Source organism: Streptomyces sp. TLI_171, from assembly GCF_003610255.1.
Lineage (GTDB): Bacteria > Actinomycetota > Actinomycetes > Streptomycetales > Streptomycetaceae > Kitasatospora.
Window position 1 is genome coordinate 3727909 of sequence record NZ_RAPS01000001.1, and the last position, 25599, is coordinate 3753507.

Annotated in this window: 29 protein-coding genes and 1 tRNA gene; 13 read left to right on the plus strand and 17 right to left on the minus strand. The window is 72.5% G+C overall.

Features of this window, described 5'->3' with window-relative positions; genetic code table 11:
* Window positions 1-37: 37 nt before the first annotated feature.
* From gap to BX266_RS17065, 5 genes are all read right to left on the minus strand, one after another.
* Window positions 38-1033, minus strand: coding sequence for a type I glyceraldehyde-3-phosphate dehydrogenase (gene gap / locus BX266_RS17045; protein WP_099900796.1), 996 nt, complete (start codon window positions 1031-1033; stop codon window positions 38-40).
* Between the two features lie 126 nt (window positions 1034-1159).
* The gene (locus BX266_RS17050; RefSeq protein ID WP_099900798.1) at window positions 1160-2116 is read right to left on the minus strand and encodes a GlxA family transcriptional regulator; all 957 of its coding nucleotides are present in this window, start codon (window positions 2114-2116) and stop codon (window positions 1160-1162) included.
* Between the two features lie 133 nt (window positions 2117-2249).
* Complete coding sequence (locus BX266_RS17055; protein WP_099900800.1) at window positions 2250-2921, minus strand: NAD(P)-dependent oxidoreductase; 672 nt, start codon at window positions 2919-2921, stop codon at window positions 2250-2252.
* A gap of 29 nt (window positions 2922-2950) precedes the next feature.
* Window positions 2951-3850, minus strand: coding sequence for a sigma-70 family RNA polymerase sigma factor (locus BX266_RS17060; protein ID WP_099900802.1), 900 nt, complete (start codon window positions 3848-3850; stop codon window positions 2951-2953).
* 143 nt (window positions 3851-3993) lie between these two features.
* Window positions 3994-4551 (minus strand): DinB family protein, encoded by a 558-nt coding sequence (locus BX266_RS17065; RefSeq protein ID WP_099900804.1) that lies wholly within the window; start codon window positions 4549-4551, stop codon window positions 3994-3996.
* 102 nt (window positions 4552-4653) lie between these two features.
* Between BX266_RS17065 and BX266_RS17070 the strand changes: the two genes are divergently transcribed.
* Both BX266_RS17070 and BX266_RS17075 read left to right on the plus strand, forming a co-directional pair.
* Window positions 4654-5643 carry a YafY family protein gene (locus BX266_RS17070; protein WP_099900806.1) on the plus strand — a complete coding sequence of 330 codons (990 nt, stop codon included), beginning with the start codon at window positions 4654-4656 and terminating at the stop codon, window positions 5641-5643.
* A complete protein-coding gene (locus BX266_RS17075) occupies window positions 5640-6020 on the plus strand; it encodes a MerR family transcriptional regulator (RefSeq protein ID WP_099900808.1) in 381 nt (126 codons plus the stop codon). Before BX266_RS17070 ends, BX266_RS17075 begins: the two co-directional genes overlap by 4 nt.
* A 36-nt stretch (window positions 6021-6056) precedes the next feature.
* Here the strand turns inward: BX266_RS17075 and BX266_RS17080 are convergent, their stop codons facing one another.
* Both BX266_RS17080 and BX266_RS17085 read right to left on the minus strand, forming a co-directional pair.
* Window positions 6057-6578: a DinB family protein gene (locus tag BX266_RS17080; RefSeq protein WP_099900810.1), complete on the minus strand. Its 522-nt coding sequence runs from the start codon at window positions 6576-6578 to the stop codon at window positions 6057-6059.
* 4 nt (window positions 6579-6582) lie between these two features.
* Complete coding sequence (locus tag BX266_RS17085) at window positions 6583-7380, minus strand: VOC family protein (RefSeq protein WP_099900812.1); 798 nt, start codon at window positions 7378-7380, stop codon at window positions 6583-6585.
* A gap of 274 nt (window positions 7381-7654) precedes the next feature.
* Here BX266_RS17085 and BX266_RS17090 point away from each other — a divergent pair, with 274 nt between their 5' ends.
* Together BX266_RS17090 and BX266_RS17095 are read left to right on the plus strand one after the other, a co-directional pair.
* On the plus strand, window positions 7655-8761 hold the full coding sequence (locus BX266_RS17090) for a hypothetical protein (protein ID WP_143686949.1): 1107 nt from the start codon (window positions 7655-7657) through the stop codon (window positions 8759-8761).
* Window positions 8762-8979: 218 nt separating this feature from the next.
* Window positions 8980-9978, plus strand: coding sequence for a PD40 domain-containing protein (locus BX266_RS17095; RefSeq protein WP_099900816.1), 999 nt, complete (start codon window positions 8980-8982; stop codon window positions 9976-9978).
* Here BX266_RS17095 and BX266_RS17100 read toward each other — a convergent pair.
* Both BX266_RS17100 and BX266_RS17105 read right to left on the minus strand, forming a co-directional pair.
* Window positions 9966-10565 carry a hypothetical protein gene (locus tag BX266_RS17100; RefSeq protein ID WP_099900817.1) on the minus strand — a complete coding sequence of 200 codons (600 nt, stop codon included), beginning with the start codon at window positions 10563-10565 and terminating at the stop codon, window positions 9966-9968. The genes BX266_RS17095 and BX266_RS17100 overlap by 13 nt on opposite strands.
* 27 nt (window positions 10566-10592) lie before the next feature.
* Window positions 10593-11102 (minus strand): histidine phosphatase family protein, encoded by a 510-nt coding sequence (locus BX266_RS17105; RefSeq protein ID WP_099900819.1) that lies wholly within the window; start codon window positions 11100-11102, stop codon window positions 10593-10595.
* A 99-nt stretch (window positions 11103-11201) separates the two neighbouring features.
* Here BX266_RS17105 and BX266_RS17110 point away from each other — a divergent pair, with 99 nt between their 5' ends.
* Window positions 11202-11783 carry an HhH-GPD-type base excision DNA repair protein gene (locus tag BX266_RS17110; protein WP_099900820.1) on the plus strand — a complete coding sequence of 194 codons (582 nt, stop codon included), beginning with the start codon at window positions 11202-11204 and terminating at the stop codon, window positions 11781-11783.
* Window positions 11784-11805: 22 nt separating this feature from the next.
* On the opposite strand, the gene BX266_RS17115 is transcribed toward BX266_RS17110, so the two are convergent.
* Entirely contained in the window at window positions 11806-12327 is a 522-nt protein-coding gene (locus BX266_RS17115) for a YbhB/YbcL family Raf kinase inhibitor-like protein (protein WP_099900822.1), read from the minus strand.
* Window positions 12328-12381: 54 nt separating this feature from the next.
* A complete protein-coding gene (locus tag BX266_RS17120) occupies window positions 12382-13218 on the minus strand; it encodes an alpha/beta hydrolase (RefSeq protein WP_099900824.1) in 837 nt (278 codons plus the stop codon).
* Between the two features lie 94 nt (window positions 13219-13312).
* Between BX266_RS17120 and BX266_RS17125 the strand changes: the two genes are divergently transcribed.
* Window positions 13313-14476, plus strand: coding sequence for a hypothetical protein (locus tag BX266_RS17125; protein ID WP_099900825.1), 1164 nt, complete (start codon window positions 13313-13315; stop codon window positions 14474-14476).
* Here BX266_RS17125 and BX266_RS17130 read toward each other — a convergent pair whose 3' ends face one another.
* A complete protein-coding gene (locus BX266_RS17130; protein ID WP_099900827.1) occupies window positions 14477-16045 on the minus strand; it encodes a helicase HerA-like domain-containing protein in 1569 nt (522 codons plus the stop codon).
* Between the two features lie 135 nt (window positions 16046-16180).
* On the opposite strand from BX266_RS17130, the gene BX266_RS17135 reads away from it, so the two are divergent.
* The gene (locus tag BX266_RS17135) at window positions 16181-16477 is read left to right on the plus strand and encodes a type II toxin-antitoxin system VapB family antitoxin (RefSeq protein ID WP_014136828.1); all 297 of its coding nucleotides are present in this window, start codon (window positions 16181-16183) and stop codon (window positions 16475-16477) included.
* 204 nt (window positions 16478-16681) lie between these two features.
* Window positions 16682-17386, plus strand: a complete 705-nt coding sequence (locus BX266_RS17140) for a LytR C-terminal domain-containing protein (protein WP_099900829.1) — start codon at window positions 16682-16684, stop codon at window positions 17384-17386.
* 88 nt (window positions 17387-17474) lie between these two features.
* Here the strand turns inward: BX266_RS17140 and upp are convergent, their stop codons facing one another.
* Complete coding sequence (gene upp / locus BX266_RS17145; RefSeq protein WP_099900831.1) at window positions 17475-18110, minus strand: uracil phosphoribosyltransferase; 636 nt, start codon at window positions 18108-18110, stop codon at window positions 17475-17477.
* A gap of 167 nt (window positions 18111-18277) precedes the next feature.
* Here upp and BX266_RS17150 point away from each other — a divergent pair, with 167 nt between their 5' ends.
* The 5 genes from BX266_RS17150 to BX266_RS17170 all read left to right on the plus strand — a co-directional run bounded on the left by BX266_RS17150 (window position 18278) and on the right by BX266_RS17170 (window position 21134).
* A complete protein-coding gene (locus BX266_RS17150) occupies window positions 18278-18526 on the plus strand; it encodes a hypothetical protein (protein ID WP_099900833.1) in 249 nt (82 codons plus the stop codon).
* A 286-nt stretch (window positions 18527-18812) separates the two neighbouring features.
* On the plus strand, window positions 18813-19373 hold the full coding sequence (locus tag BX266_RS17155; protein WP_099907970.1) for a hypothetical protein: 561 nt from the start codon (window positions 18813-18815) through the stop codon (window positions 19371-19373).
* A 29-nt stretch (window positions 19374-19402) separates the two neighbouring features.
* Window positions 19403-19942, plus strand: a complete 540-nt coding sequence (tadA, locus tag BX266_RS17160) for a tRNA adenosine(34) deaminase TadA (RefSeq protein WP_099900835.1) — start codon at window positions 19403-19405, stop codon at window positions 19940-19942.
* A 54-nt stretch (window positions 19943-19996) separates the two neighbouring features.
* Window positions 19997-20086, plus strand: a tRNA-Ser gene (locus tag BX266_RS17165).
* Between the two features lie 136 nt (window positions 20087-20222).
* Complete coding sequence (locus BX266_RS17170; RefSeq protein ID WP_099900837.1) at window positions 20223-21134, plus strand: hypothetical protein; 912 nt, start codon at window positions 20223-20225, stop codon at window positions 21132-21134.
* A gap of 113 nt (window positions 21135-21247) precedes the next feature.
* On the opposite strand, the gene BX266_RS17175 is transcribed toward BX266_RS17170, so the two are convergent.
* From BX266_RS17175 to BX266_RS17190, 4 genes are all read right to left on the minus strand, one after another.
* Entirely contained in the window at window positions 21248-22480 is a 1233-nt protein-coding gene (locus BX266_RS17175; RefSeq protein WP_099900839.1) for a site-specific integrase, read from the minus strand.
* Between the two features lie 13 nt (window positions 22481-22493).
* Window positions 22494-22736: a helix-turn-helix domain-containing protein gene (locus tag BX266_RS17180; RefSeq protein ID WP_099900841.1), complete on the minus strand. Its 243-nt coding sequence runs from the start codon at window positions 22734-22736 to the stop codon at window positions 22494-22496.
* Between the two features lie 515 nt (window positions 22737-23251).
* Window positions 23252-24727, minus strand: coding sequence for an ATP-binding protein (locus BX266_RS17185; protein ID WP_099900843.1), 1476 nt, complete (start codon window positions 24725-24727; stop codon window positions 23252-23254).
* Between the two features lie 2 nt (window positions 24728-24729).
* The gene (locus BX266_RS17190) at window positions 24730-25584 is read right to left on the minus strand and encodes a bifunctional DNA primase/polymerase (protein ID WP_099900845.1); all 855 of its coding nucleotides are present in this window, start codon (window positions 25582-25584) and stop codon (window positions 24730-24732) included.
* Between the last annotated feature and the right edge of the window lie 15 nt (window positions 25585-25599).

A 25599-nucleotide genomic window follows, 5' to 3' on the forward strand; every position in this document is an offset into this window, starting at 1 on the left:
CCCGGACGGCGGGTCGGCCGGGCGGCTTGACGGCGGGTCAGCCGGCCAGCAGCTCCAGGGTGTCGATCACCCGGTTGGAGAAGCCCCACTCGTTGTCGTACCAGGCGACCACCTTGATGTGGCGGCCGTCGACCCGGGTGAGCTCCGAGTCGAAGATCGAGGAGGCGGGATTGCCGGTGATGTCGGCGGACACCAGCGGGTCCTCCGAGTACTCCAGCACGCCCGCGAGCTTGCCGGCCGCGGCCTCGCGGTACGCGGCGAGCACCTCCTCGCGGGTGACGTCGCGGGCGACCACGGTGTTCAGCTCGACGATCGAGCCGACCGGGACGGGCACCCGGATCGAGTCGCCGGACAGCTTGCCGTCCAGCTGCGGCAGCACCAGGCCGATCGCCTTGGCGGCGCCGGTGGTGGTCGGCACGATGTTGACGGCGGCCGCGCGGGCCCGGCGCGGGTCGCGGTGCGGACCGTCCTGGAGGTTCTGCTCCTGGGTGTAGGCGTGCACCGTGGTCATGAAGCCGTGCTCGATGCCGGCCAGTTCGTCCAGCACGGCGGCCAGCGGGGCCAGCGCGTTGGTGGTGCAGGAGGCGTTGGAGACGATGGTGTGCGCGGCCGGGTCGTACGCCTCGGTGTTGACGCCGTAGGCCAGGGTGACGTCGGCGCCGTCGGAGGGCGCGGACACCAGGACCTTCTTCGCGCCGGCCGCGAGGTGGGCGCGGGCCGCCTCGGCGGAGGTGAACCGGCCGGTGGCCTCCAGCACGATGTCGACGCCGAGCTCGGCCCAGGGCAGGTCGGCGGGGTTGCGCTCGGCGAGGACCTTGATCCGGCGGCCGTCGACCACCAGGGTGTCGCCCTCGACGGTCACCGGGCGGCCGAGCCGGCCCGAGGTGGTGTCGTAGGCGAGCAGCCGGGCCAGCGCGGTGGGCTCGGTCAGGTCGTTGACGGCCACGACCTCCAGCTTGCTGTCGCGCTCCAGGAGGGCGCGCAGCACGTTGCGTCCGATGCGGCCGAATCCGTTGACGGCAATGCGGGTCATGGGTGGTGCCCTTCTCTGCGGCTCTTCTGCGACGTTCCTGCGGGGTGAACACCTCAACCTTCGCTCGCGGGGAGGTCCGGTGGCAGTGGCGTCCGCGCCACGGTTCGCAAGGATCGTGCCAGCCCGCTACTCGCCCTTCGCGAAGGTCCGCCGGTACTCGCTGGGCGTGGTCCCGAGGATCTGCTGGAAGTGCGCGCGCAGGTTGGCGCCGGTGCCGAGGCCGGTCTCGGCCGCGATCTGCTCGACGCTCCGCTCGGAGCGTTCCAGCAGCTCACGGGCCAGGTCGACGCGGGCCCGCAGCACCCACTGCATCGGCGTGTACCCGGTGTCCTCGACGAAACGCCGGGAGAAGGTGCGCGGCGAGACGGCGGCGTGCCGGGCCAGCGAGTGCACCGTGAGCGGCTCGTCCAACCGGTGCAGCGCCCACTCCCGGGTGGCCGCGAACCGCTCCCCGACGGGCTCCGGCACGCTGCGCGGCACGTACTGCGCCTGCCCGCCGCTGCGGTACGGCGCGGCCACCAGCCGACGGGCCGTGTGGTTGGACGCGGCCACCCCGAGGTCGCGGCGCAGCACGTGCAGGCACAGGTCGATGCCGGACGCGGCGCCCGCCGAGGTGAGCACGCTGCCCGCGTCGACGAAGAGCACGTTCTCGTCCACCCGCACCTCGGGGTACTTGGCGGCCAGCGCCCGGGTGTAGTGCCAGTGCGTGGTGGCCCGGCGGCCGTCCAGCAGACCGGTCGCGGCCAGCGCGAACGCCCCGGTGGAGATCGCCGCCAGCCGCGCCCCGCGGGCGTGCGCGGCGCACAGCGCCTCGACCACGGCGGCCGGCGGGTCGTCCCGGTCGGGGTGCCGGTAGCCGGGGACGAACACCGACTCCGCCCACTCCAGCGCCTCCAGCCCGTGCGCCACGTGGTACGACAGTCCGTCACCTCCCGCCACCAACCCCGGCGCCGCCCCGCACACCCGCACCTCGTACGGCATGCTGCCGCGGGTGGAGAACACCTGCGCCGGGATCCCGACGTCGAGCGGCTTGGCGCCGTCCAGGACCAGCACGGCCACCCGGCGCAGAGGAGGAGCTGACACCCGTTCAGGGTAGGGCTGTCGCCGGCGTGCCGTAGCCTCCCGCTCTCCGAGCACGGCCTGCCGGGCCTCGACCGGGACGACGACCCGCTGGAGTTCGCCCGCTTCGAGCCCTGGCGGCCGTCCTGACGGAGGCTCAGTCCGCGACGCCGAGGATCCGGCCCGCGGTGTCCGGGTCGGTGACGCTGCGCAGCATGCAGTGCGCGACATCGGCCCGGGACACCGTCGACCCGCCGCGCAGGTTCTGCCCGTACGCGACCCGGTAGTCCCGGGTCAGCGGCTTGTCGGTGAGCCGGGGCGGGCGGACCACCGTCCAGTCCAGGCCGCTGGCCAGCACCACGTCCTCCATCCTGGCCAGGTCCGCGTAGTGCGCGCGCAGCACCCGCTTCACCATCGGCGTCAGCACGTACCGCATCACCGCGCCCTCGCCGGGGTCGTGCCGCGGCGGGTTCGGGCGCGCCGGCGAGGGCACCGTGCCGACCGGTGCGGCGCTCACCACCACCAGCCGCCGCGCGCCGGTCTGCCGCATCGCCTCGACCACCGCCCGGGTGCCGTGCTCGGCCACCCCGACGCCGGCCTTGCCCACCGCGCCGAGCCCGGACAGCACCGCGTCCGCGCCCTCCACCGCCTCCCGCAGCTCGGCCGCGCCGGCCGTGCCCAGATCGGCCCGGACCACCTTCACCCCGGGCCGGTCCCCCAGCTTGGCGGGGTTGCGCACCACCGCCGTGACCCGGTGCCCCGCCGCCAGCGCCTGCTCCAGCAGGTGCTGCCCGATGCCGCCGGTGGCGGCCAGTACGGTCAGTTCCATCGCTCTCCCCTTGCCTTCCTGACGCTCAATCAATTTGTTTCATCAATACCGCTGTTGACGCCGGCGAGCTTGTCCGGGTTGGTGACGAAGTAGATGTCGGTGACCTGCTCCCCGTCCGGCGCCAGGTCCAGCACCAGGACCGCGAACGGCGCGTCGCCGACGAACAGCAGCGCCGACGGGTCGCCGTTGACGGTGGCCCACTGCACCCGGATGCCCTGCGGGGCCCGCGCGAAGCCGCCGACCAGCAGCCGGGCGACCTGGCCGCGGCCCTGCACGGGGCGGGCGCCCGCCGCGGTGGCCTTGCCGCCGCCGTCGGCCCACAGCGTGACGTCGGGGGCGAGCAGCCGCAGCAGGGCGTCCAGGTCGCCGCCGCCGACCGCGGCCGCGAACCGCTCGGTGACCTGCCGGCGCACCGCCGGGTCGGCCCGGTACCGGGGGCGCCTGGCCTGGACGTGCTCCCGTGCCCGGTGGGCGAGTTGGCGGATCGCGGCGGGGCTGCGGCCGAGGATCCCGGCGGTCTCCGGGTGGCTGTAGCCGAACACCTCGTGCAGCACGAACACGGCGCGCTCCAGCGGGGTGAGGGTCTCCAGCACCACCAGCAGCGCCATCGACACCGCCTCGGCGTGCTCGCCGGGGCTCTCCTCCGGCGCGGCGCCGACCAGCGGCTCGGGCAGCCACGGCCCGAAGTAGCTCTCCCGCCGCCGGTTGATCTCGGTGCGCCGGGCGAGCGCCGTGTTGACGGCGGTGCGCACCAGGTAGGCGCGCGGGTGGACGATCGGCCCGGCGTCGGCGGAGCGGTGCCGGCCGGACCAGGCCAGCCAGGTCTCCTGCAGCACGTCCTCGGTGTCGGCGACCGTCCCCAGCAGGTTGTAGACCATCGAGAACAGCAGTTCCCGGTGCCGGGTGAACACCTCGGTTGCCTCGTCCATCGCACGTCTCCTCTCACGGCTGCATCCCGAGAGTGGCAGGGCGGGCGGAGTGTGACACGCAGGCCGGGAATTTCCGCGGCACGCCGGACGGCCCGCACCGCCGACGGGCTGTCGGCGGTGCGGGCCGTTCGGAGCGGGCTCGGTCAGCCCATGGACTTCGCGCCGTCCAGGGACTCCCGGATGATGTCGGCGTGCCCGGCGTGCTGGGTGGTCTCGGCGATGATGTGCAGCACCGTGCGGCGGGCCGACCAGCTCGCACCCGCGGCGAACCACGGCGCGGCGGGCAGCGGGTGCGCGACGTTCAGGTCGGGCAGCCCGGCCACCAGTTCGTCGGTGGCGCGCGCCACCACCTCGTATGCGTGCAGCACTCCGGCCAGGGTCTCGCCCGGCAGCAGCCGGTACTCGTCCGCGCGGGCCCGGTAGTCGGCCTCGGTGAAGTTGTTGAAGTCGGGCAGCGCGGCCGGGCCGTCGACGATGAACGCCGCCCACAGCCGCTCCACCGAGGTGACGTGCTTGATCAGACCGCCCAGGCACAGCTCGCTGACCGTGGTGCGGCGACCGGCCTGCTCGTCGTCCAGGCCGCGGGTGGTCAGCCGCAGGAAGTGCCGGGCCACGCCCAGCTCCGCCAGCAGGTCGGTGTGCTCACCGGTCCGGCCCTCGGCGGTGGCGGCGGGGTACTGGCCAACAGTGGTCTCGGTCATGGTGGTGCCTCTCCCGTGGTGCGGTCGACTTCCTGCCTTCGGGTTCCACGCTACGGACCGATGCGGCCACTTTCCGTCCGCAATTGCCGGAGGATGGGAACCATGGCCGACACCAGCGCCCGCACCCTGCGACTGCTCACCCTGCTCCAGTCCCACCGCTTCTGGCCGGGCGAGGAACTCTCCGGGCGGCTCGGCGTGTCCGCCCGCACCCTGCGCCGGGACATCGACCGGCTGCGCGAACTCGGCTACCCGGTGGAGGCCCGGCGCGGCGTCGACGGCGGCTACCAGCTGGCCGCGGGCGCGGCCCTGCCGCCGCTGGTCATCGACGACGAGGAGGCGGTGGCGCTCGCCGTCGGGCTGCAGGCCGCCGCGGACGGCGCGGTCGAAGGCATCGCGGAGGCCTCGGTGCGGGCCCTCGCCAAGGTGGTGCAGGTGATGCCGGCCCGGCTGCGCCGCCGGGTGGAGGCGCTCCGGGCGGTCACCGTGCCGGCCTCCTGGCGCGGCGGCGCCGAGGCCCGGATCGACCCGGACGCGCTCACCGCCGTCGCACTGGCCTGCCGCGACACCGAACGGCTCCGGTTCCGCTACGCCGCCGCGGACGGCGCCGGCACCGAACGGCACGTCGAGCCGCACCGCCTGGTCCGGCTCGGCCGCCGCTGGTACCTGGTCGCCTACGACCTCACCCGGCAGGACTGGCGCACCTTCCGCCTGGACCGCCTCGCCGCCCCCGACCCGACCGGCGCCCGATTCCTGCCCCGCGCCCTCCCGGCCGCCGACGCCGCGGAGTTCGTCCGGGCCGGGCTCACCGGCCAGCCCCGCCCGCACCAGGTCGACGTCCTCGTCGACGCCCCCGCCCCGACGGTCCGTCAGCGCCTGGGCAGCTGGGCCGAGGTGACGCCCACCGGTCCCGAGCGCTGCCGGGTGCTGATGAGCTCCGACTCGCTGGACTGGCCGGCGATGGCCATCGGCTCGCTGGACGCCGACTTCACCGTCGTCTCCCCGCCCGAACTCGCCGCCCTGCTGCGCAGCTGGGGCGAACGCTTCACCCGCTGCGCCGCCGAACCCGACGGCCGGGCAGAATCGGCACGGTGACGACCCCCCAGCTGCTCACCCCCGCCGAGGCCGCCGAACGCTCGGGCTTCAGCCTGGACACCCTGCGCTACTACGAGCGGATCGGCCTGCTCACCGCCATCTCCCGCGCCACCAGCGGCCACCGCCGGTTCAGCGGCGACGACCTGGCGTGGCTGACCATCCTGCGCTGCCTGCGCGACACCGGCATGCCGATCGCCGACATGCGCCGCTACGCCGAACTCGCCCGCGACCACGGTCCCGACAGCCTCCGCGACCGGATCGCCCTGCTGGAGAAGCACGACACCGCCGTCAACGACCAGATCGCGCTGCTGGAACGCCAGCGCTCCCACCTGCGCGACAAGATCGACTACTACCGCAGCGTGCTCGACGCCGACTGACCGAAGGGCCCGGCCCGAGCCGGGCCCCCGGGGGCGTCAGCCCATGGTCTTCTGCCCGTCCAGGGACTCCCGGAGGATGTCGGCGTGGCCGGCGTGCTGCGCGGTCTCCGCGATCACGTGCAGCAGGACGCGGCGCACGCTCCAGCTGGCGCCGGGCTCGAACCAGGGGGCGGCGGGCAGGGCCTGCTCGCCGTCCAGGTCGAGGGTGGCCACCAGGCTGTCGGTGTGCTCGGCGACGGCCCGGTAGCGCTCCAGCAGCACGTCCAGGGTCTCGCCGGGCAGCATCCGGAACTGGTCGGCCCAGGCGTCGGCGTCCTCCGGGGCGCCCTCGGCGCGCATCGCCTCGGCGCCGCCGACCGCGAACCGCAGCCAGCGCTCCTCGGTCCCGGCGACGTGCTTGATCAGCCCGCCGATGGTCAGTTCGCTGACCGTGGTGCGCTGCTGGGCCTGATCGTCCGTCAGGCCCCGTGCGGTGAAGCGCAGGAACCCGCGGTGCTTGTCGAGCGAAGCGAGCAGGTCGGCGCGTTCGCCGGTGAGCTCGGGAAGCGGAGCGCCCATCGGTTCAGGCCACCTCCACCATGCTCGGCTGCTCGCCCTCCGCCGCGTTCGGGTCGATCACCGAGAAGGCCGCGCCCTGCGGGTCGACGAAGGACGCGAACCGCCCGAACGGGCTGGTCATCGGCCCGAACACGAGCTGCCCGCCGGCCTTGGCCACCCGGGCCGCCGCCGCGTCGCAGTCCTCCACCACGAAGTACACGCTGATGAACGGCGGCACCTGGGCCGGCACCTGCGGCCCCATGCCCATCGAGCCGAGCGCAGGGGTTTCGTCGAGGCTGTAGACGCTGTAGTCCACGTTGTCGTCGACGATCTTCTGAACCCGGTACGGGAACACCTGCGGGAAGAAGGAGTTGGCTGCGGCGGTGTCCCGGGTGAACACCTCCGCCCAGCCGTAGCTGCCGGGCGCGTCCCGCAGTTCGAAGCCCTTGTGGTCACCGCCCTGCCAGAGGCCGAACACCACGCCGGCCGGGTCCTGGGCGATCGCCATCGAACCGAAACTGCCGACCTGCATCGGGTCCATCAGCACGGTGCCGCCGGCCGCCCGGACCCGCTCGGCGGCGGCCGCGACGTCGGACGAGGCCAGGTAGAGCACCCACGCCGAGTGCCCCTCCTGCCCGGGCATCGGCGGGACCACCGCGGCCACCGCCTTGCCGTCCTTCAGCGCCTGCGTGTAGTTGCCGAACTCGGACGAGGCCTCGCCGAACGTCCAGCCCAGCACCTCGCCGTAGAAGGCCTTGGCGCCGTCCAGGTCGGCGAACATCGCGTCCGCCCAGACCGGGGTGCCCTCGGGTTGCGCTGCCATGGTGCGTCTCCCACCGCTGTCGGGGATCGGGGATCCGGGGCCCGGCCCCGGGGAAAGCACGTTCGCTGCCACGCTAGCCAGTGCCCGTGACAGTCGCCCGGCGGCGCGCTCGGCGGGACTCCGACGGCCTGTTGCACGGCAGTGACAGTGCGCGCACGGATCGAGGTCATCGACCTGTGAATATTTGGTCATCGCCCCGAACGGCGGCCCGGAGGAACGGACCGCGAACGAGCCGGGGCGGACCACCGACCACCGTTCCTGGGGGGAACCATCCATGTCCGCGCCCGCCCGCCTCCGCCGCTCCGCCGCCGTCGCCCTCGTCTCCGCGATCACCGCCGGCTCCGCCCTGCTGCTGACCGCCTGCGACCCCTCGGCCGACGCGGGCAGCGCCCAGCTCAACTCCACCGCCACCCCGAGCCACCAGGCCTCCGCCTCCGCCTCCGCCGCCGCCCCGACCGGCTCCGCACCCGCGCCGAGCACCTCGGCCACCCCGGGCACCGCCGCTTCCGCGTCGCCGAGCGCCGCCGCGTCCACCCCGGCCAAGTCGTCCGCCAAGCCTTCCGCCGCCGCCCTCAACCTGACCAAGGGCACCGGACTGACCATCAGCAACGGCACGCGCTACGTGGTGATGGACGGCGCCGTCGTCGACTTCGGCACCGTGGTCCGCGACCTCGCCTGGTCCCCCGACGGCAAGCACGCCGCCTTCGTCGACGGCAACGGCAACCTCCAGACCGCCGACCCCGACGGCAGCCACAAGACCCTGATCGCCAAGGCCCCCTCCGGCGTCACCTGGTCCCACCCCACCTGGCAGGTCTACGTCCCGACCCCGGACATGCCGTACGTCCAGGCCAAGAACAACCTGCTGTTCACCGCGGACGACCACGGCACGCTGCGGCTGCTGGGCGTCCCGGCGCAGGCGGGGGCCACCCCGAACGTGCTGCGGCTGAACACCTACAGCGACGATGACGCCAAGCCGCTGCCGCAGACCGGCAACCAGTGGCCGAACAGCGGCGGCAAGTACGGCTCCGCGGCGTACGCCAACCAGGAGGACGGCCAGGTCTACCTGCGCGACGACTACCTGCGCCAGCAGGGCATGGCGGTCACCGCGGGCTCCCAGCCGGACCTCTCGGACGAGGGCGACCTGGTGTTCGTCCGCTCGGTCGGCGGCCACGACCACCTGTTCGTCAAGAAGGACGGCTTCGGCGGCCCCGAGCAGGACCTGACGCCGGACGCGAGCGTCGACTACACGGAGCCGGTGTTCTCCCGCGACACCAAGACCGTCGCCTTCCGCGGCCCGGACGGCATCTGGACCGTCCCCGCCACCGGCGGCAAGCCCGTCAAGGTCTCCGACACCGTCGGCCTCCCCGCGTACCGCTCCTGACGCGTCTGCCACCTCCGCCCGGTCCGGTCGGCAACCGCCGGGCGGGCCGGACCGACGGAGCATCAAATAGCGTGTAGAGAACTTGAGTTCGTCTGTTGCGCGGCGGTGACAATGCGCTCACGCAGCCAGGTCATCGGCCTGCGAATCTCTACTCATCGCCCCGGACGACCGACCGCAAGGGGCAGCGAATCGACCGAAGATCCCGGGGGGAACCATCCATGTCCGCGCACACCCGCCTCCGCCGCTCCGCCGCCGTCGCCCTCGTCTCCGCGCTCACCACCGGGTCCGCGCTGCTGCTGACCGCCTGCGACCCGGAGGGCGAGAGCACCGCCAGCGCCACCACCGCCGCGCCGAACGCCACCGCACCGGCCACGTCCGGTGGTTCGGCCTCCGCCGGCCCGGCCAAGGGCGGCTCGCTGAACAAGACCGCCGGCACCGGACTGACCGTCAGCACCGGCACCGGCACCGTGCTGATGGACGGCAGGTCCGTCGACTTCGGCACCGTGGTCCGCGACCTCGCCTGGTCCCCCGACGGCAAGCACGCCGCCTTCGTCGACGGCAACGGCAACCTCCAGACCGCCGACCCCGACGGCAGCCACAAGACCCTGATCGCCAAGGCCCCGTCCGGTGTCACCTGGTCCCACCCCACCTGGCAGGTGACCAGCAAGGACGACTACGACGAGGGCCGCAACAACCTGATCTTCACCGCGGACGACCACGGCACCCTGCGACTGCTCGGCGTCGCCGCGAAGGCCGGCAGCACCCCGGCCGTGCTGCGGCTGGGCTCCTACGGCGACGAGGACTCCAAGCCGGTGCCGCAGACGGCCAACCAGTGGCCCAGCTCCACGGGTGCGCACGGCACGATCGTGTACGCCAACCAGACCGAGGGCCAGGTTTACATCCGCGACGACTACCTGCGGCAGCAGGGCGGCCCGGTCACCAAGGGTTCGCAGCCCGCCGCCGACGACCAGGGCGACCTGGTGTTCGTCCGCTCGGTCGGCGGCCACGACCACATCTTCGCCCGCGCCAACGACGAGGCCCGCCAGGAGCGCGACCTGACGCCGGACGCCACCGTCGACTACACCGAGCCGGTGATCTCCCACAACGGGCAGACCGTGGCCTTCCGTGGCCCGGACGGCGTCTACACGCTCCCCGCCAAGGGCGGAAAGCCCGAGAAGGTCACCGACACCGTCGGCCTGCCCGCCTACCGGTCCTGAGCGATCCGCTCCAACTCAGCCCGTAGGTTCGGAAGTTGATCGTCCGCTGTGTCGTGCGGCAGCCACTCGACCGGGTCCACGAAGCGGAACAGCACCCGGTTCGGGGTGATCGCGAACTCGTAGTCGGCGAAGCCGACCACCGCGCCCAGCTCGCCCCGGGCGGCCCCCCGCACCACGTGCGCGGTGAGCCCGTCCGGGGCCCCGGAACGGTCGGCCGTCACCCGGCGGCGGGCGTTCGGCCGGGCCAGGTACGGGCAGACCATCGCGGCGTACAGCATGCAGGCCCGGTGGCCGGGGCCCTCCATGGTCGGCGCCATGTTCCGGTACGGACGCCCGGCGGCCAGCGCCTCGCCGATCGCGGCGGCCTCGGCCCCGCCGACCACCCGCCACACCGGGCCGCGCGGCATCAGCGTGTTGCACACCGAGCACAGCCGCTCCCGGGCGCAGGCGGCCGACCGCTCGTAGTCGGTCAGCGCGAACTGCGGCTGTCCGGCCTCCCACGGGGTGATCGCGGGCACCGGGTAGCCGCGCTCGTCACGCGGGCGGGCCTCCACGGCGGGCGGCTTGGGGACGGTATCGAAACGCATGCCCCCATGACTATCACGCCCCGCCGGTCAGCCCCGGGGCACCGCGTACTCGGTCAACTCGGCACTTCCCGGCACGAGTTGCGCCCACTCCTCGGGCACCGCCAGCACCGCTACACCGGCCGTGGAGAACTTCTCCCGGATCCGCTCCAGCGTCCCGGCCGCCCACTCCCCGGTCAGCTCCAGCACCAGGTCCTGCACCTCCGGCCGGTGCCCGACCAGCAGCACGGTGCGCACCACCGGCGGCAACTCCCGCAGCAGATCGATCAGTTCGCCCACCTCGGCGCGGTACGCCCGGGGTTCCAGGACGAGTTCGGGCGCGCCGCCGAGCTCCGGCTCGGCCAGCTCCCAGGTCTGCCGGGTGCGCACCGCCGTCGAGCACAGCACCCGGTCCGGCACCAGGTCCTGCGCCGCCAGCCAGCGTCCGGCCGCGACCGCGTCGGCCCGGCCGCGCTCGGCCAGCGGGCGCAACTCGTCGGGGACGTCCGGCCAGTCCGCCTTGGCGTGCCGCAGCACGATCACCCGTCGCTGTTCCGTCATCCCCCCAGTGTGGCCCGGCCCGCCCAGCGCGTGTTGCGGGACGCGCCGCCGGGCGGCGGCTGCCAGGATGGAAGGCCCGAGCTCCGGAAAGGCCCCGCCATGGCTGTCACCGTCCACCTCGCCCAGCAGGACGACGCCGACGAACTGCTCGGCCGCAGCCCGCTGGCCGCCCTGACCGGCATGCTCCTCGACCAGCAGGTGCCGATGGAGAAGGCGTTCAGCGGCCCGCTGGTGATCGCCCGGCGCCTCGGCGCCGACGACCTCGACGCGCACGCCATCGCCGCCGCCGACCCGGAGGCGTTCGCCGCACTGTTCGCCGAGAAGCCCGCCGTCCACCGCTTCCCCGGCTCGATGGCCAAGCGGGTGCAGCAGCTCTGCGCCTACCTGGTCGAGCACTACGACGGCGACGCCGAGGCGGTCTGGCGCGACGCCGCCACCGGCAAGGAGCTGCTGACCAGGCTGAAGGCGCTGCCCGGCTTCGGCGTGCAGAAGGCGCAGATCTTCCTGGCCCTGCTCGGCAAGCAGTACGGCGTCCGCCCGGCCGGCTGGCGCGAGGCGGCGGGCGGGTACGGCGAGGAGGGCAGCTTCCGCTCGGTCGCCGACATCACCGGCCCGGAGTCGCTGCTGAAGGTGCGCGCCACCAAGCAGGAGGCCAAGCGCGCCGCGAAGGCCGGGAGCTGACCGCTCCCGGCCCGATCCGCCGTCACGGGGCGGACTGGTACTCCACGGTGAGCACGGCGCGGCCGAGCGCGTGCGCGGTCAGGTTGAAGCCGACCTGCGCGGCCGGGGTGTCCGGCCCGACGTCGAGGGCCGGCACGTCCAGGGCGTGCACCACGAACACGTAGCGGTGGGCCGGCCCGGGCGGCGGGGCGGCGCCGTCGTAGCGGTGGCCCGGGAAGTCGTTGCGGACGTGGAACGCCCCGCCGGGCAGCCCGCCGTCGTCCGCCCCCGCGCCGCGCGGCAGCTCGGTGGTGCCCGCGGGCAGGTTGACGGCCAGCCAGTGCCACCAGCCGGCCGCGGTCGGCGCGTCCGGGTCGTAGCAGGTCACCGCGAACGACCTGGTCCCCGCCGGGAAGCCCGACCAGGACAGCTGCGGCGAGGTGTTCCCCGCCGCGTGCACGTGGGCGTCCGGCATGGTCGCGCCGTCCACCAGGTCCTCGCTGCGCAGCTCGAACGCCGGCACCGGCGGCAGGAAATCGTACGGAAGCGGGATGCGCGCGGTCATCGTTCACCGTCCTCGTCGAAGGTGTGCGGGGGTACCGGCGCAGTCTACGGAGCGTCAGCTTCCGCCCAGGGCGTCGACCGCCGCGCCGAGCACGGTGTCCACCCGACCGAGGTCGAAGACCAGGTCGAAGTGGTTGCGGCCGCCGACCAGCAGCTCGTGCACCGCCACCCCGGCGGTCCGGGCCGCCTGGGTGAACTCGGCCTGCTGCCGGCCGAACTCGTCCGTCTCGTGCTCCCCGATCGCCACCACCAGCGGCGGCAGGCCCGACAGGTCCGCGTGCAGCGGGCTGAGCCTCCTGGCCCGCTCCGCGTCCAGCCCGAGCGGCTGGTTGACGTACGTCAGCGAGATCGGCTCCAGGTCGAACACGCCGCTGAGCAGCGCCGCCCCGGCGAACCGGCCGCGCAGCCGGGGGTCCAGCAGGGCGTTGGCCACCAGGTGAGCCCCCGCGGAGCTGCCGCTGAGCACCACCCGGGCCGGGTCGACGCCCAGCTCCCCGGCGTGCGCCAGCAGCCACACCAGCGCCTCGGTGACCTGCCCGGCGATCTGCTCCAGGGTCCAGTGCGGCGCCAGCCCGTAGCCGACGGCCGCGAACGCGGTGCCGTGCGGGACGAAGTCCAGCGCCGGGAAGACCGAGTCCTCCTTGCCGAGCTCCTGCCAGTAGCCGCCGTGCACGAACACGTGCAGCGGCGCGCCCGGCCGGGCCGGGAAGAAGTCGATCAGCTCCGGCCCGTCCGGCCCGTACCGCAGCTCCCGGTACCCGGCCAGCTCCTGGTAGGCCCGGCGGCTCACGCCCGCGTACGCGGCGAGTTCGGCGTCGAAGTCCGCGACCTTGCTGCTCGGCGAGTACTCGCGGTCGAGTTCCCGCTGGTCGTAGCCCCGGTACACCGTCATCGCGCCGCTCTCCTCACCCAACCAGGTATAGACCAATACGGGAGAGCGCGGTTAGCGTGGTCACTCCCCGTACTTCCTTCTCCGGAGTTGCCCCGTGGAGACGTCCGTCCTCGCCTTCGCCACCGACCTGCTCGACGAAGGGGCCGACACCTTCTTCGGCAACCTTACCGACCGGGCCGGCGTCGGCGGCGTCACGCTCGCCTCCGTCTACCACGAGGCGCGCGACGTCTTCCCGCACAACCCGCACCGCGTCCTGCGCTACCTCGAACCCGGCGCCGCGTACTTCCGCCCCGACCCCGCCCGCTGGGCCGACCGCCGCCTCGCCCCGCTCCCCTCCACCGCCATCGGCGACCGCGACCCGTTCGCCGAGGCCACCGAGGAGACCCGCCGACGCGGCCTCAAGCTGCACGCCTGGACGGTCTTCTGCCACAACGACCGCCTCGGCTTCGCCCACCCCGACTGCGCCCCCGCCAACGCCTTCGGCGACCGCCACCTCACCGAGCTGTGCCCCGCCAACCCCGAGGTCCGCGAGTACTGCCACACCCTGGTCGAGGAACTCGCCCGCTACGGCGTCGACGCCGTCCGCGCCGAATCCCTGCACTTCCACGGCCTCGCCCACGGCTACCACCACGAGCGCTACTTCGAGGAACTCGGCCCCGTCACCGAGGCGCTGCTCTCGCTCTGCTTCTGCCCGCACTGCCTGGCCGCCGCCACCGCCGCGGGCGTCCCCGCCGAGCACGTCCGCGACACCGTCCGCACCGAGCTCCGGGCCCGCCTCGCCGACGAGACCCGCGCGCTCGCCCCCACCCCCCTGGACCAGCTGGCCGGCGGCGCCCTCGCCGCCTACGTCGACGCCTCGGCCCGCACCGTCACCACCCTCGCCGCCGAACTCGCCGCCACCGCCGCCGCCCACGGCATGCGCCTGACCTTCATGGACGGCGGCGGCCCCGGCACCGGCTGGCTCTCCGGCATCGACCTCCCCGCGCTGGCCGGCGCCGCCCACCAGATCGAGACCCTCGGCTACGCCAGGACCCCCGAGGAGGTCCGCGAGAAGGTCGCCGCCTTCGCTCTGCACGGCGTGCGCCCGCAGGACATGGCCGTCATCCTGCGTCCGATGGCCTCCGACTGCGACGGCCCCGCCAACCTCGCCGCCAAGATCGCCACGCTCCGCGGACTCGGCGTCCCGGAGGTCGAGTTCTACAACTACGGCCTGATGCGGCTCTCCTCCCTCGACCGCATCGGCCACGCGCTGCGGTAGTCAGCGCCGGCGCTTCGCGGTGCCGAACAGGCTGCGGCTGATCTCCCGCCCGAGCTGGGTGCCCGCCGACCGGGCGAACGACTTCAGCGCCGGACTGCTCAGCAGCGACCCGAACAGCCCCGCTTCCTCCTTCTCCCGCTTCCGCTCCGGCTCCGGCGCGGCCTCCGGTTCCGGCACCGCCACCGGTTCCGGTGCGGCCGGCGGCGTCGGCGCGGTGAGCTTCTCGTACGCCGACTCCCGGTCGATCGCGTCGCGGTACCGCGGGTTCAACGCGGACCCCGTCACGGCCGCAGCCAGCTGCCCGTCCGGGAGCGGGCCCATCAGCGACTCCGGCGCGCGCAGCCTGGTCGCCGCGACCGGCGTCGGCGCGCCCTTCTCCGACAGCACCGTCACCACGGCCTCGCCCGTCCCGAGCCCGGTGAGCACGGCGGCCAGGTCGTACTCGGACTTCGGGAAGGTCGACACCGTCGCCTTGAGCGCCTTCGCGTCGTCCGGGGTGAAGGCCCGCAGCGCGTGCTGCACCCGGTTGCCGAGCTGGGCCAGCACGTCGCCGGGCACGTCCTTCGGCGTCTGGGTGACGAAGAAGATCCCGACGCCCTTGGAGCGGATCAGCCGCACGGTCTGGGTGATCGCCTCCCGGAAGGACTTCGACGCGCCCTTGAACAGCAGGTGGGCCTCGTCGAAGAAGAACACCAGCTTGGGGCGGTCGAGGTCGCCGACCTCCGGCAGGTCCTGGTACAGGTCGGCGAGCAGCCACATCAGGAAGGTGGAGAACAGCCGCGGCCGATCCTGCACCGCCGGGAGTTCGAGCACCGAGACCACGCCGCGCCCGTCCTCGGCCGTCCGCAGCAGGTCGGAGGTGTCGAACTCGGGCTCGCCGAAGAACGCCCCGGCGCCCTGGTTCTCCAGCACCGTCAGCGAACGGAGGATCACCCCGGCGGTGGCGGCGGACAGCCCGCCGATGCCCTTCAGCTCGCCCTTGCCCTCCGGCGAGGTGAGGAAGGAGATGACGGAGCTCAGGTCCTTCAGGTCGTACAGCTCCAGGCCGTGCTGGTCGGCGTAGTGGAAGACCAGCGAGAGCGAGGCCTCCTGGGTCTCGTTCAGCTCCAGCACCTTGGCGAGCAGCAGCGGCCCGAAACCGGTGACGGTGGCCCGGATCGGGGTGCCCTCGCCCTGGCCGCCGAGCGAGAAGAACTCGGCGGGGCAGCCGCGCGCCGTCCAGTCCTGCCCGACCTCGGCGGCCCGCGCGGTGAGCTTCTCGCCGCCCTCGCCGGGCGCGGCGATCCCGGACACGTCGCCCTTGACGTCGGCGAGGAACACCGGCACGCCCGCCGCGGAGAGCTGTTCGGCGATCAACTGCAGGGTCTTGGTCTTCCCGGTGCCGGTCGCCCCGGCGACCAGCCCGTGCCGGTTCAGCACGCCCAGCGGGACGCGCACCTGCGCACCGGGGTGCGCGGCGCCCTCGTGCAGGACCGCACCGAGCCGGAGGGCCGGGCCGGAGAATGCGTAGCCGGCGGCGATCCGGGCGACCGGTTCGGGCAGGGCGGCGGGTTCGGTCTCAGCGGTCATGTCCTCGGATCTCCCCGACTGAACGGTGAAAAGTCATCAATTCCCATCAAAACGCCCAACCCCTCCTCAGCTCGGTCAACGCACCGTTGGTCCCGCCTGCTGCGCCCGCAGCGTCGCGAACGGTAGGCTTTCCGTGTGATCTTCAAGCGCATCGGCAACGGACGGCCGTACCCGGATCACGGCCGGACCAGCACCCGCCAATGGGCGGACGTCGCGCCGCGTCCGGTGCGGCTGGACCAGTTGGTGACCACCAAGGGTCAGTTGGACCTGGAGACCCTCCTCGCGGAGGACTCCACCTTCTACGGGGACCTGTTCGCCCACGTGGTGAAGTGGCGTGGCGACCTGTACCTGGAGGACGGGCTGCACCGGGCCGTTCGAGCCGCACTCCAACAGCGGCAGGTCCTGCACGCCCGCGTGCTGGAGATGGACTGACCGTCCGTCACCCGTACCCGGCCGCAACCGCCGGTCGGTCCCGGTACGTCCTTTCGAGTGCCGTCGTCCCCCGGATGATGATCATCCAGTACCTGCACCGCCTTAGTCGGATTAGTGTGCTGACTAGGGCGGCCGAGCGGCCCGTCCCCACGGCCGCTCGGCGGTCACCGGCACCCCACCCTGGCACCTAGGGGGAGACAGACCATGAGCATGTTGACTCCCCGGGGTTTGAAGGGGAAGCAGTACCGGGTCACCGGCAACGCCTATCCCCGACTCGGGCGCCCCACCCGCCGCGGCCGCAGGGTCGCGCTCGCGCTGGGCGGCGTACTGATCCTCGGACTGGTCTCGGTCGGCGGCGTCCAGCTGTACGACGTCTTCACCGGGAAGACCAAGCACGCCGGCGCGCAGGCGTGCGCCGGCGTCTCCGGCAAGCCGCTGGCCGCCCCGGAGAACAGTGCGGCCGCGAGCACCTCCCCGTCCGCCGCCGGCTCGCCGGCCGCGTCGGGGGCGCCCGCGCCGGCCCCCAGCAACACCGCCGTGCCGCAGCCCGCCGCGGTGACGGTCAACGTCTACAACGCCACCGACAAGGCCGGCCTGGCGGCCCGCACCGCCGACGAGCTCAGGAAGCGCGGCTTCGTGGTCGGCAAGGTCGGGAACGCGCCGGCCGCGCTCGACAAGAAGGTGCCCGGCGCCGCGCAGGTGGTGAGCGGCCCCGGCGGGCTCGGCGCGGCCACCCTGCTGGTCTCCCAGGTCGCCACCGCCACCAGCACCGAGGACACCCGCGCCGACGCCACCGTCGACCTGGTCATCGGCGACACCTTCACCGCCCTCGCCGACCCGACCCAGGCCGCGGCCGCGCTCGCCGAACTCACCAAGCCCTCCCCCACCCCGGAGCCCGGCCACTGCTGAGCGCACCACCGCACAAGCACAGGAGCCCCCACCCGGATCGGGTGGGGGCTCCTGTGCTTCCTGTGCGGGAGGCCGCTGGTGCGCGTGCTCAGCCGGCCGTGCCGTAGAGGCGGTCGCCCGCGTCGCCGAGGCCCGGAACGATGTAGCCGTGCTCGTTGAGCCGCTCGTCGAGGGCGGCGGTGACCACGGTGACGGGGGTGTCCGCCAGCTCGCGCTCCATGACCGCGACGCCCTCGGGCGCGGCCAGCAGCACCACCGCGGTGACGTCCGTCGCGCCGCGCTCGAGCAGCATCCGGATCGCGGCGACCAGCGTGCCGCCGGTGGCGAGCATCGGGTCGAGCACGTAGACCTGCCGGCCGGAGAGGTCGTCCGGCATCCGGGTCGCGTAGGTGGAGGCCTCCAGGGTCTCCTCGTTGCGGACCATGCCGAGGAAGCCGACCTCGGCGGTGGGCAGCAGCCGGGTCATGCCGTCGAGCATGCCGAGACCGGCCCGGAGGATCGGAACCACCAGCGGGCGCGGGTAGGACAGCCGGGTGCCCCGGGTCACCGCGACGGGAGTGGTGATCTCGACCGTTTCGGTCCGGACGTCCCTGGTCGCCTCGTACGCGAGCAGGGTCACCAGCTCGTCGGTGAGCCGCCGGAAGGTCGGCGAGTCCGTGCGCTCGTCGCGCAGGGTGGACAGCTTGTGGGCGACCAGCGGGTGGTCGACGACGTGGAGACGCATGGCAACGACGATAACGGGCCCGGGTACGTGTGTACGACTCCGTACGAACCGGGACGAGCCGGGACGAGCCGGGAGGACCGGCCGCGCGACCCGGAATGCGGCCGGAATCACGGAAGTCGGGCCGCTCCTGTGGTATCGGCGGGCCTCATCTGGGAAAGTCGGAACCTATGAAGAGCAACCCGACGCGGGCATCGACCGCCGGCGCGGGCGGGTCAGGCTCGACAGACGAGTCCCGTCCGGCGTCCGAGGACGGCGCGCCGAGCGCCGCGGAGACCGACGCGCAGCGGCGAAAGCGCCGGGCCGTGTTCCTCCGCGAGCTGGCCGAGGCCCGTGAACTGCGCGCCCGGGTGCAGCCGAGACGGACCAAGGAACGCCGGATGCGCGAAGCGTTGCGGATGCGAACCTTCCGGATCTGACCTGGCCCGGGGCCGCGCCCCGGACCTCGATTGCGCCCCGCGAGCGCCCGAACGCCCCCCACCGCAAGGGGTCCGACGGTCAAGATCCGCACGTCGACCGGCCGGAAGCCGGCCATTCCGACACGACCTGCGAAGACGCGCTGCCGAACACCCCCCGCAGCGGCGGGCTTTCTGTCACGATGCGGTGGGACGGTCCGAACAGCGGACCGCCTTCTGGCGCGGGGGCGGCCGGACCGCACCCGCCCGAGATCGCCGACAGCCGAGACCAATCTTGGGAGTGTCCCTGGTGGCGTACTTCGCTGCAGTGCTTGCTCGCACCGGTGCCGGGTGGGACGTGAGCGAGACCGAACTCGACGACGTAGAGACCCTGGCCGACCTGACCGACCTGGCCCGCGAAGCGGCCGAGGACGATGACACCGTGCTGGTCTTCATCGAGCAGGAGGACGCCTGGTTCGCCCTCCTGCGGATCGACGGTGAGGACGACCCGCGGATCTTCGTCTCGGACGCGGCCGCCGCGGCGCGCAGCTCGTACGGGGCCGTGCTCACGGACGAGTTGATCGAACAGGACGGGGAGGCCGACTTCGACGACCTGGACGGCCTGGTGGCCGAACTCGACGACGAGGACGACGACGCGACCGCCGAGACCGAGGACGACGAGGACGAGCCGGCGGCCGGGCGGGGCGCGACCCCGATCGGGCCGATCGGCGACTCCGAGCTGCTGACCGAGTACGGGATGGCGGCCGCCGACCTGCTGGAGCTCGCGGGCGAGGGCGCCGCGCCGGGCGACGCGCTCGGCGAGATCGCCGAGGCGCTCGGCTGCAGCGAGGTACTGGAGGCCGTTCGGTAGCGGCGGGCCCGGTGTCCGACACTGGGTCCATGCAGCCCGTCCCCCCTCCGCCCCTCACCCTCGGCGAACGGCCGCGGATCGCCCCGCTGCCCGCCCCCGTACGCCCCGACCCGGTACGCGACCGCTGGCGGGACCAGATGCGCCTCGCCATCGAGGAGGCCGCGCTGGCCACCGCCACCGGTGACGTCCCGGTCGGGGCGTTCGTCCTGGGCCCGGACGGCGCCGTGCTGGGGCGCGGCCACAACGTCCGCGAGGCGGTGGGCGACCCCACCGGGCACGCCGAGGTGGTGGCGATCCGTCAGGCCGCCGCGAGCGTCGGGGAGTGGCGGCTGAGCGGCTGCACCCTGGTGGTCACCCTGGAGCCCTGCACCATGTGCGCGGGCGCGATCGTGCTCTCCCGCCTGGACCGGGTGGTCTACGGCGCCCTCGACCCGAAGGCCGGCGCGGCCGGGTCGCTCTTCGACGTGATCCGCGACAACCGCCTCAACCACCGCCCCGAAGTGGTCCCCGGCGTCCTCGCCGAGGAGTGCACCGCCCAACTGCGGGCCTTCTTCGACACCCACCGCTGACCACCGCCCGCAACGGATTTCGTCCGTCCCTGCCGATCCGGTAGAGTTCCCCTCGGTAGCGTGTCCGAGCGGCCAAAGGAGCACGCCTCGAAAGCGTGTGTGGGGGCAACTCCACCGTGGGTTCGAATCCCACCGCTACCGCCACTGAGCAGGACAGACGAAGGCCCCCGACTGGAGACAGTCGGGGGCCTTCGTCGTAGCGGTCTCATTTTTGGTCTCAGTTCGGCGGAAGTCGCAAACTAGTCGCCCGGTTGGGGGAGACCGGCTACCTTCTCTCCGTATGGACGACTCCCTCTCGTTCGCCGCCTTCGTCGATGGCGCACAGAAGGCCGCGCATCGAGCCATGGAGGATCATGGCCGCGGTGACTACGACGAGTTCGCTCTCCACGCCGGAGTCGCGGTTGAGAAGCTGGCCAAGGGTGTTCTAGTCCAGAAGAACCCGCTGTACATCGTCGACATGCGCGGCGGCGCGGAGATGCTGTTCCACCTCGGAGGCCATCGCCTGGCCCGCAAGGTTCGGACGATCGGGGCAACTGAAACACTCGCCCGGCTCCGGATGCTTGATGTCTCGCTTCCTGGCGCGCAGCTTGACCTCTTGATCGACATGCGTAACGGAGTTGCGCACTCCGTGGCCAGCAGCCAGGCAAAGTCGCTTCTCCCAACGTTCGCCGAGACTGTCACCGCCTTGGCGAACGAAGCAGCCGAGGACATCGAGCGATTTTGGGGCCGGTGGGCAGACACCGCGCGTACCGCCGTAGACGGCAAGAGCAGTCAGGTCGAGCGCGATGTGATGATCCGCATTCGCCAGGCTCGGCACCGCTTCGACGACCGGTTTGCTGGTCTCCCGGAAGGTGCCAAGGAGCAGGTTCTCAGTGCTCGGCGGATCCCAGAGCAGTTCACCATTACGACCTTGCCAGACAGTCCCATGGCGGTTCTCAGGTATACCCCAGTGTGCCCTGCATGCGGTGGCCAGGCGTCAACGGTTTACACGCTCAGCACATCGACCAGCACCACCACGACGATGAACGCCACGGCATTCGCCTGCCAGCTCTGTGGCCTGGAACTCGACGACTTGGAGGAGATCAGGGCGGCCGACCCGGGAACCGAGACCTGGCCATTGCAGGTTTGCCTCTCTCACAGTTCCCTATTTCCAGCCGAAACAGTCACCCTCGGTGAAGCCCGCGCTGGATGACGGTCGGCTCGTGTGGAGCCCCTCCAACAGGTGAGGCTCCACAGGCCTTGAGCTGCCAACTGATCGCGCCACTACCCGCTACTCCAGCTAGAGCACGGTGGACCTATCGGCGATCAGGACAGTTCGACGGCATCGCTCGCCGCTTTCCAAATAAGTCCGCCGATCTGCTGGGCCACGTCCCGCCGGACCCGCTTCGTCACGTGCTGGTACCGGTGGGCCATGGCGGTGCTCGACCAGCCCATGATGTCCATCACGATCCGCTCGGGCACACCGAGGATGAGCAGGATCGTGCCGGCGGTGTGGCGGGCATCGTGGAGGCGGCCGTCCCGGAGGCCGGCGGCCTGGAGAAGCCGCTTCCACTCGTCCCAATCGGTCCGTGGGATCAGCGGCTGGCCGGTCTCGGTGGCGAAGACCCACCCACCGTCCTGCCAGAGCTGCCGGGCCTGGAGCCGCTCCCGCTCCTGCTCCTCCTGGTGGAGCCGGAGCACCTTGATGAGCTGATCGGGCAATCCGATCAGCCGCTTACCCGCCTTCGACTTGGTGGGGGCCGCCTGCTTGTTCGTCCGGATCCGCTCGGGGCACCGGCCGGCGTGCTTCTTCCCGCAGGACTCGCCCTCGCAGCCGTGACGGTACTTCGGCCGCTGCATGCTCTGGCGGACCCAGAGAGTTCCTTCGTCCAGGTCGATGTCCGTCCACTGGAGTCCGAGCGCTTCGCCCTGCCGCAGTCCGAGCGCGAGGGCGACCGCCCACCGGCCGCTGTTCCGGCGCTTGCCCGCCTCCAGCAGAAGCCGCTGCACCTCCTCGACCTCGTACGGCGTCACCTCCTCCTCTTCCACCTTGGGCGCCGTGGCCAGGGAGGCTACGTTGCGAGTGATGTGCCCGCGCCTCACCGCCTGGTTGAGCGCGGCCCGGATGGTGCGGTGGGCCTGGTGGGCGGTGGCGGGCTTGCTGCCGTTGTCCTGCATCTTCTTGTAGAAGCGCTCCAGGTGTTCCGGCTCAAGCTTCTCCAGCCGGTGAGCGCCCAGCCCGGGGATCAAGTGGACGTTGACCGCCACCCGGTAGCCGGACAGGGTGTTCGGCCGGACCGACAGAGCCGCAATGTTCTCGACCCAGTGGGTGAGCCAGGACGTGACGGTCCACTTCTTGCCGGCCTTCGGGATGTTGCCCTCGTCCCGCTTCTTCTCCAGCTCCCGGACCTTCTTGGTGACCTCGGCCCGGTTCTTGCCCCTGATGTGACGCCGGTCGGGGGTGCCGTCGTCCTTCACACCGACGGTCACGCGGCCGTGCCACTTGCCGTCCTTGTCCTGGTAGATGCTCGAAGCGCCGTTCGGCTGACGGGTTGCCAAGGGTGAAGCCTCCTCAGGCTGCGATCGGGGCGAAGCCGGACTCCTGCATCCGGCGGCGGACGTACTGAGTCAGCGCCTCGGCCGGCACCCGGCGGAGGCGACCGATGGGGATGCTCGGGACCTCGCCCGTACGGATGAGGGCGAACATGGTGGTGCGGCCGACACCGAGGCGGCGGGCCGCCTCTTCGACGGTGAGGGCGATGAGGGTTGAGTCGTGGTCCTGCGTGGCCGAGAGCTGGGGCAGGTTGGTGCTCAATGTGGTCCTCCCTGTGGCTCAGGCAGGCCGGACTGCTGACACATCCACCAGAACCGACTCAACCTGTGCTGACCGGTTCTGAGCTGGTGTTCGGAGCCTTCTTGCCGTGCGTGTGTCCGAGGTGGGGATTTCTGCGTCACAGCGTCACCGTCGTCACGCGGGCTTCTGACCTGTGGTTTTGCGTGGCGCGGGGGCTGGGGTGTGCGTCATGGGTGTGTCACGGGCTGCGTTATCTGGTGACGCGGTGACGCAGGGGTGACGCAGCGGCCGTCGTCTGCGTCACGGCTTTCGCCGCAGGTCGGGGGTGGTTTTCCGGCCCGCGTGACGAAGGTGACGCAGCGTCTCCCTACTTAGGACAAAAGAAGGGGTTTCTGTTCTGGGGCGGGTGCGCCTCAGAACGAGAAGGAGGAGCCGCTGCGCGGCACGCTCTGGGGCGGCGCAGCCGCCGAACAGCAAGAGGAGCACCCAGGCGTGGCGGGCCGTGCTCTTCTTGCTGTTCATTCTTTGAGGCCGGGTCAGAACAGCGGGTGCCGTTCGTGCGGGGGCGTGGGGGCGGGGCGGGCCATCTCCAGGTAGCGGCCTTCGCGCGTGCGGCCGGAGTCGATGAGGACCCGGCGGGCGGCGAGGGTGGGCTGGAGGCGCTTGAGCCGGTCGGAGAGCACCTTTCCGGTGGTGGGCCACCCCTTGGGCAGGGAGCGGAGTTCGTCGCCCGCGTAGAGGCGGCTGAGGGACGCCAGCCACTCGGTTGAGGTCATGCGCTGTGCCCCGCCCGGTTCGATGGTCTCGGCGTGCTTGAGGACGGTCTGCGCGAGCAGGTCGCCTTCGATCACGTCGTCGTTCAGGTCGTCCAGGCTGGCCCGGTAGGCGGGGAGCGCACCGAGCCCGGTGGCGGCGTCGAGCTGCGCGCACAGGTGCGCGAAGTCCGCCATCCGCAGGTCTGTCGGAGTCTCCGCCTCCGCCGCCCGAACCTTCACCGTCAGGTCGAGCAGCGACCCGAGGACGATCGGCAGCACCTCCGCATACTCCGCCCACAGCTCCGCCTCGGTGCGGCGGACGGCGGGCCGCTCCAGCCGCAGCGGCAACAGCCGCTCCGCCAGGTCGGGCCGGATCACGCCCACGTCGATCCCGGTCAGCAGCAGCGGCCGCCGGTAGGAGGCGCGGTGCACGTCGCCGTCGGTGAACAGGGCACGCTTGACGCTCTCCGCCCCGGTGACGATGCAGCACATCGCGTCCGACAGGTCCGGGGTCATGTGGGAGAGGTTGTCGAGGGCGGTGACCCAGCCGGCCGCGACGGCGGCGATCAGGTTCTCCTCGTCCTTCGGGGCGCGGCGCAGGTCGCCGCTCATGCCCTCGATGATCCGCACGAGCATGCGGCCGCCGGTGGACTTGCCCGCGCCCTGCGGTCCGGTGAGGAACGGGGCCGGCACGGGGACGGACGGGCCGAGGCAGCCGATCAGCCAGGCGATGGCCAGGCACTCGGTCGGCGCGTCGGCGAAGTTGCACAGCCTCAGCAGCAGATCGAGCCCTTTGCCGTCGGTGTCCTTGACGGGGAGGGGGAGTTCGCCGGTGAGCTGGGTGCGTCGCCAGCACACCTCTCGCGGGTCCGGGGTGAGGATGTCCCAGCCGCCCGGGTGGATCCGCACCGACTTCCCGTCGGCGCGGCCCAGGTCGAGCCACGTCGCGCCGTCGAAGCCGGGGGCGACGCGGATGTGGACGGGCTGCACGTCCTCGGACAGGGCGAGTGCTTCGATCAAGTCCAGTGCCTCCTTGAGCGCGGTGCCGTTGAACACGCCGAGCCCGTCCCGGTAGAGACCGACCATGAGTTCCTGGCGGTGGCTGCCGGTGGTGCCCTGGGAGCGGATCGGCCGGGCGACGGGGTTGCCGTTGCGCTGGGCGTAGACGGTGCCGTCGGCGGTGCGGAAGTACCGGAAGTGGGAGTGGGCGTAGTCGGCGATGACCTCACGCCCCGGGTTCTTCTCGTCGTCGCTCACGGCTACATCCCCAGCCTGTGGACAGCGTTGCTCCACGCGTCGGCGCAGTGCCGGGGGCTCTCGCCCTTCGCGCCGGCGGCGGCGAACAGTCGTGCGATGTGCGCCTCCGTCAGGCAGCCGCAGTGGCCGTGTGTGGAGAGCACCGCGAGGAACGCCCCGAACACGGTGGCGTGCACGGCAGCGGTGGCGGCGGTGATGCGCTGCTCGGCCATGGCGATGCCGCGCTCCAGGTACTTCGGGCTGCGGTGCGGGCAGACCCCGCCGCCGACCGGCGCGGGGACCGCGGCGCGCATCGGTCGGGCGGGAGCGGGCTCCCGTACCACCATCCCGCGAACGACGTCCGGCAGGGCCGCCACGGTGCCGGTGCCGGGGCCGAGCCACCGGGCGTAGGACATGGACGACTTGACGTCCACGCCCGGTCGGACGGCGTTGGCGGACGACATGACGCCCCGGTAGATCCAGTGCTCCCCACGGGTGGTGGCCACGGTCCGGGTCGCGGGCAGGTTCTCCCTGGCCCAGGCGATGGCGTCCGCGTTGTCGAGGTCCACGACCGTGACTCCGGCGCCGCCCGGGTGGTAGGCGACCGCCGCCGCTACGGCCCAGGCCCGGGCCCACTCGGCGGAGTTGAGGGAGCCGGGGTCGATGGTGGCGGCGGCCCAGCCGTGGCAGGGGGCCGGGCAGGTGCAGGGGCCGGGGATCTTCATGTTCGGCCGGCCGCCGCACGCGTTGCCGGTGCAGGCGGGGCAGTTGCCGAACGGCACCTTCCCGGCCCGCAGCGGCAGCACGGGCACGCCGGAGGCGGCCAGAGAGAGCGCCACGGATAGGTGCTCTCCCCGGATGAGGGTGGATTGGGTCATGCTGGGTCTCTCCAG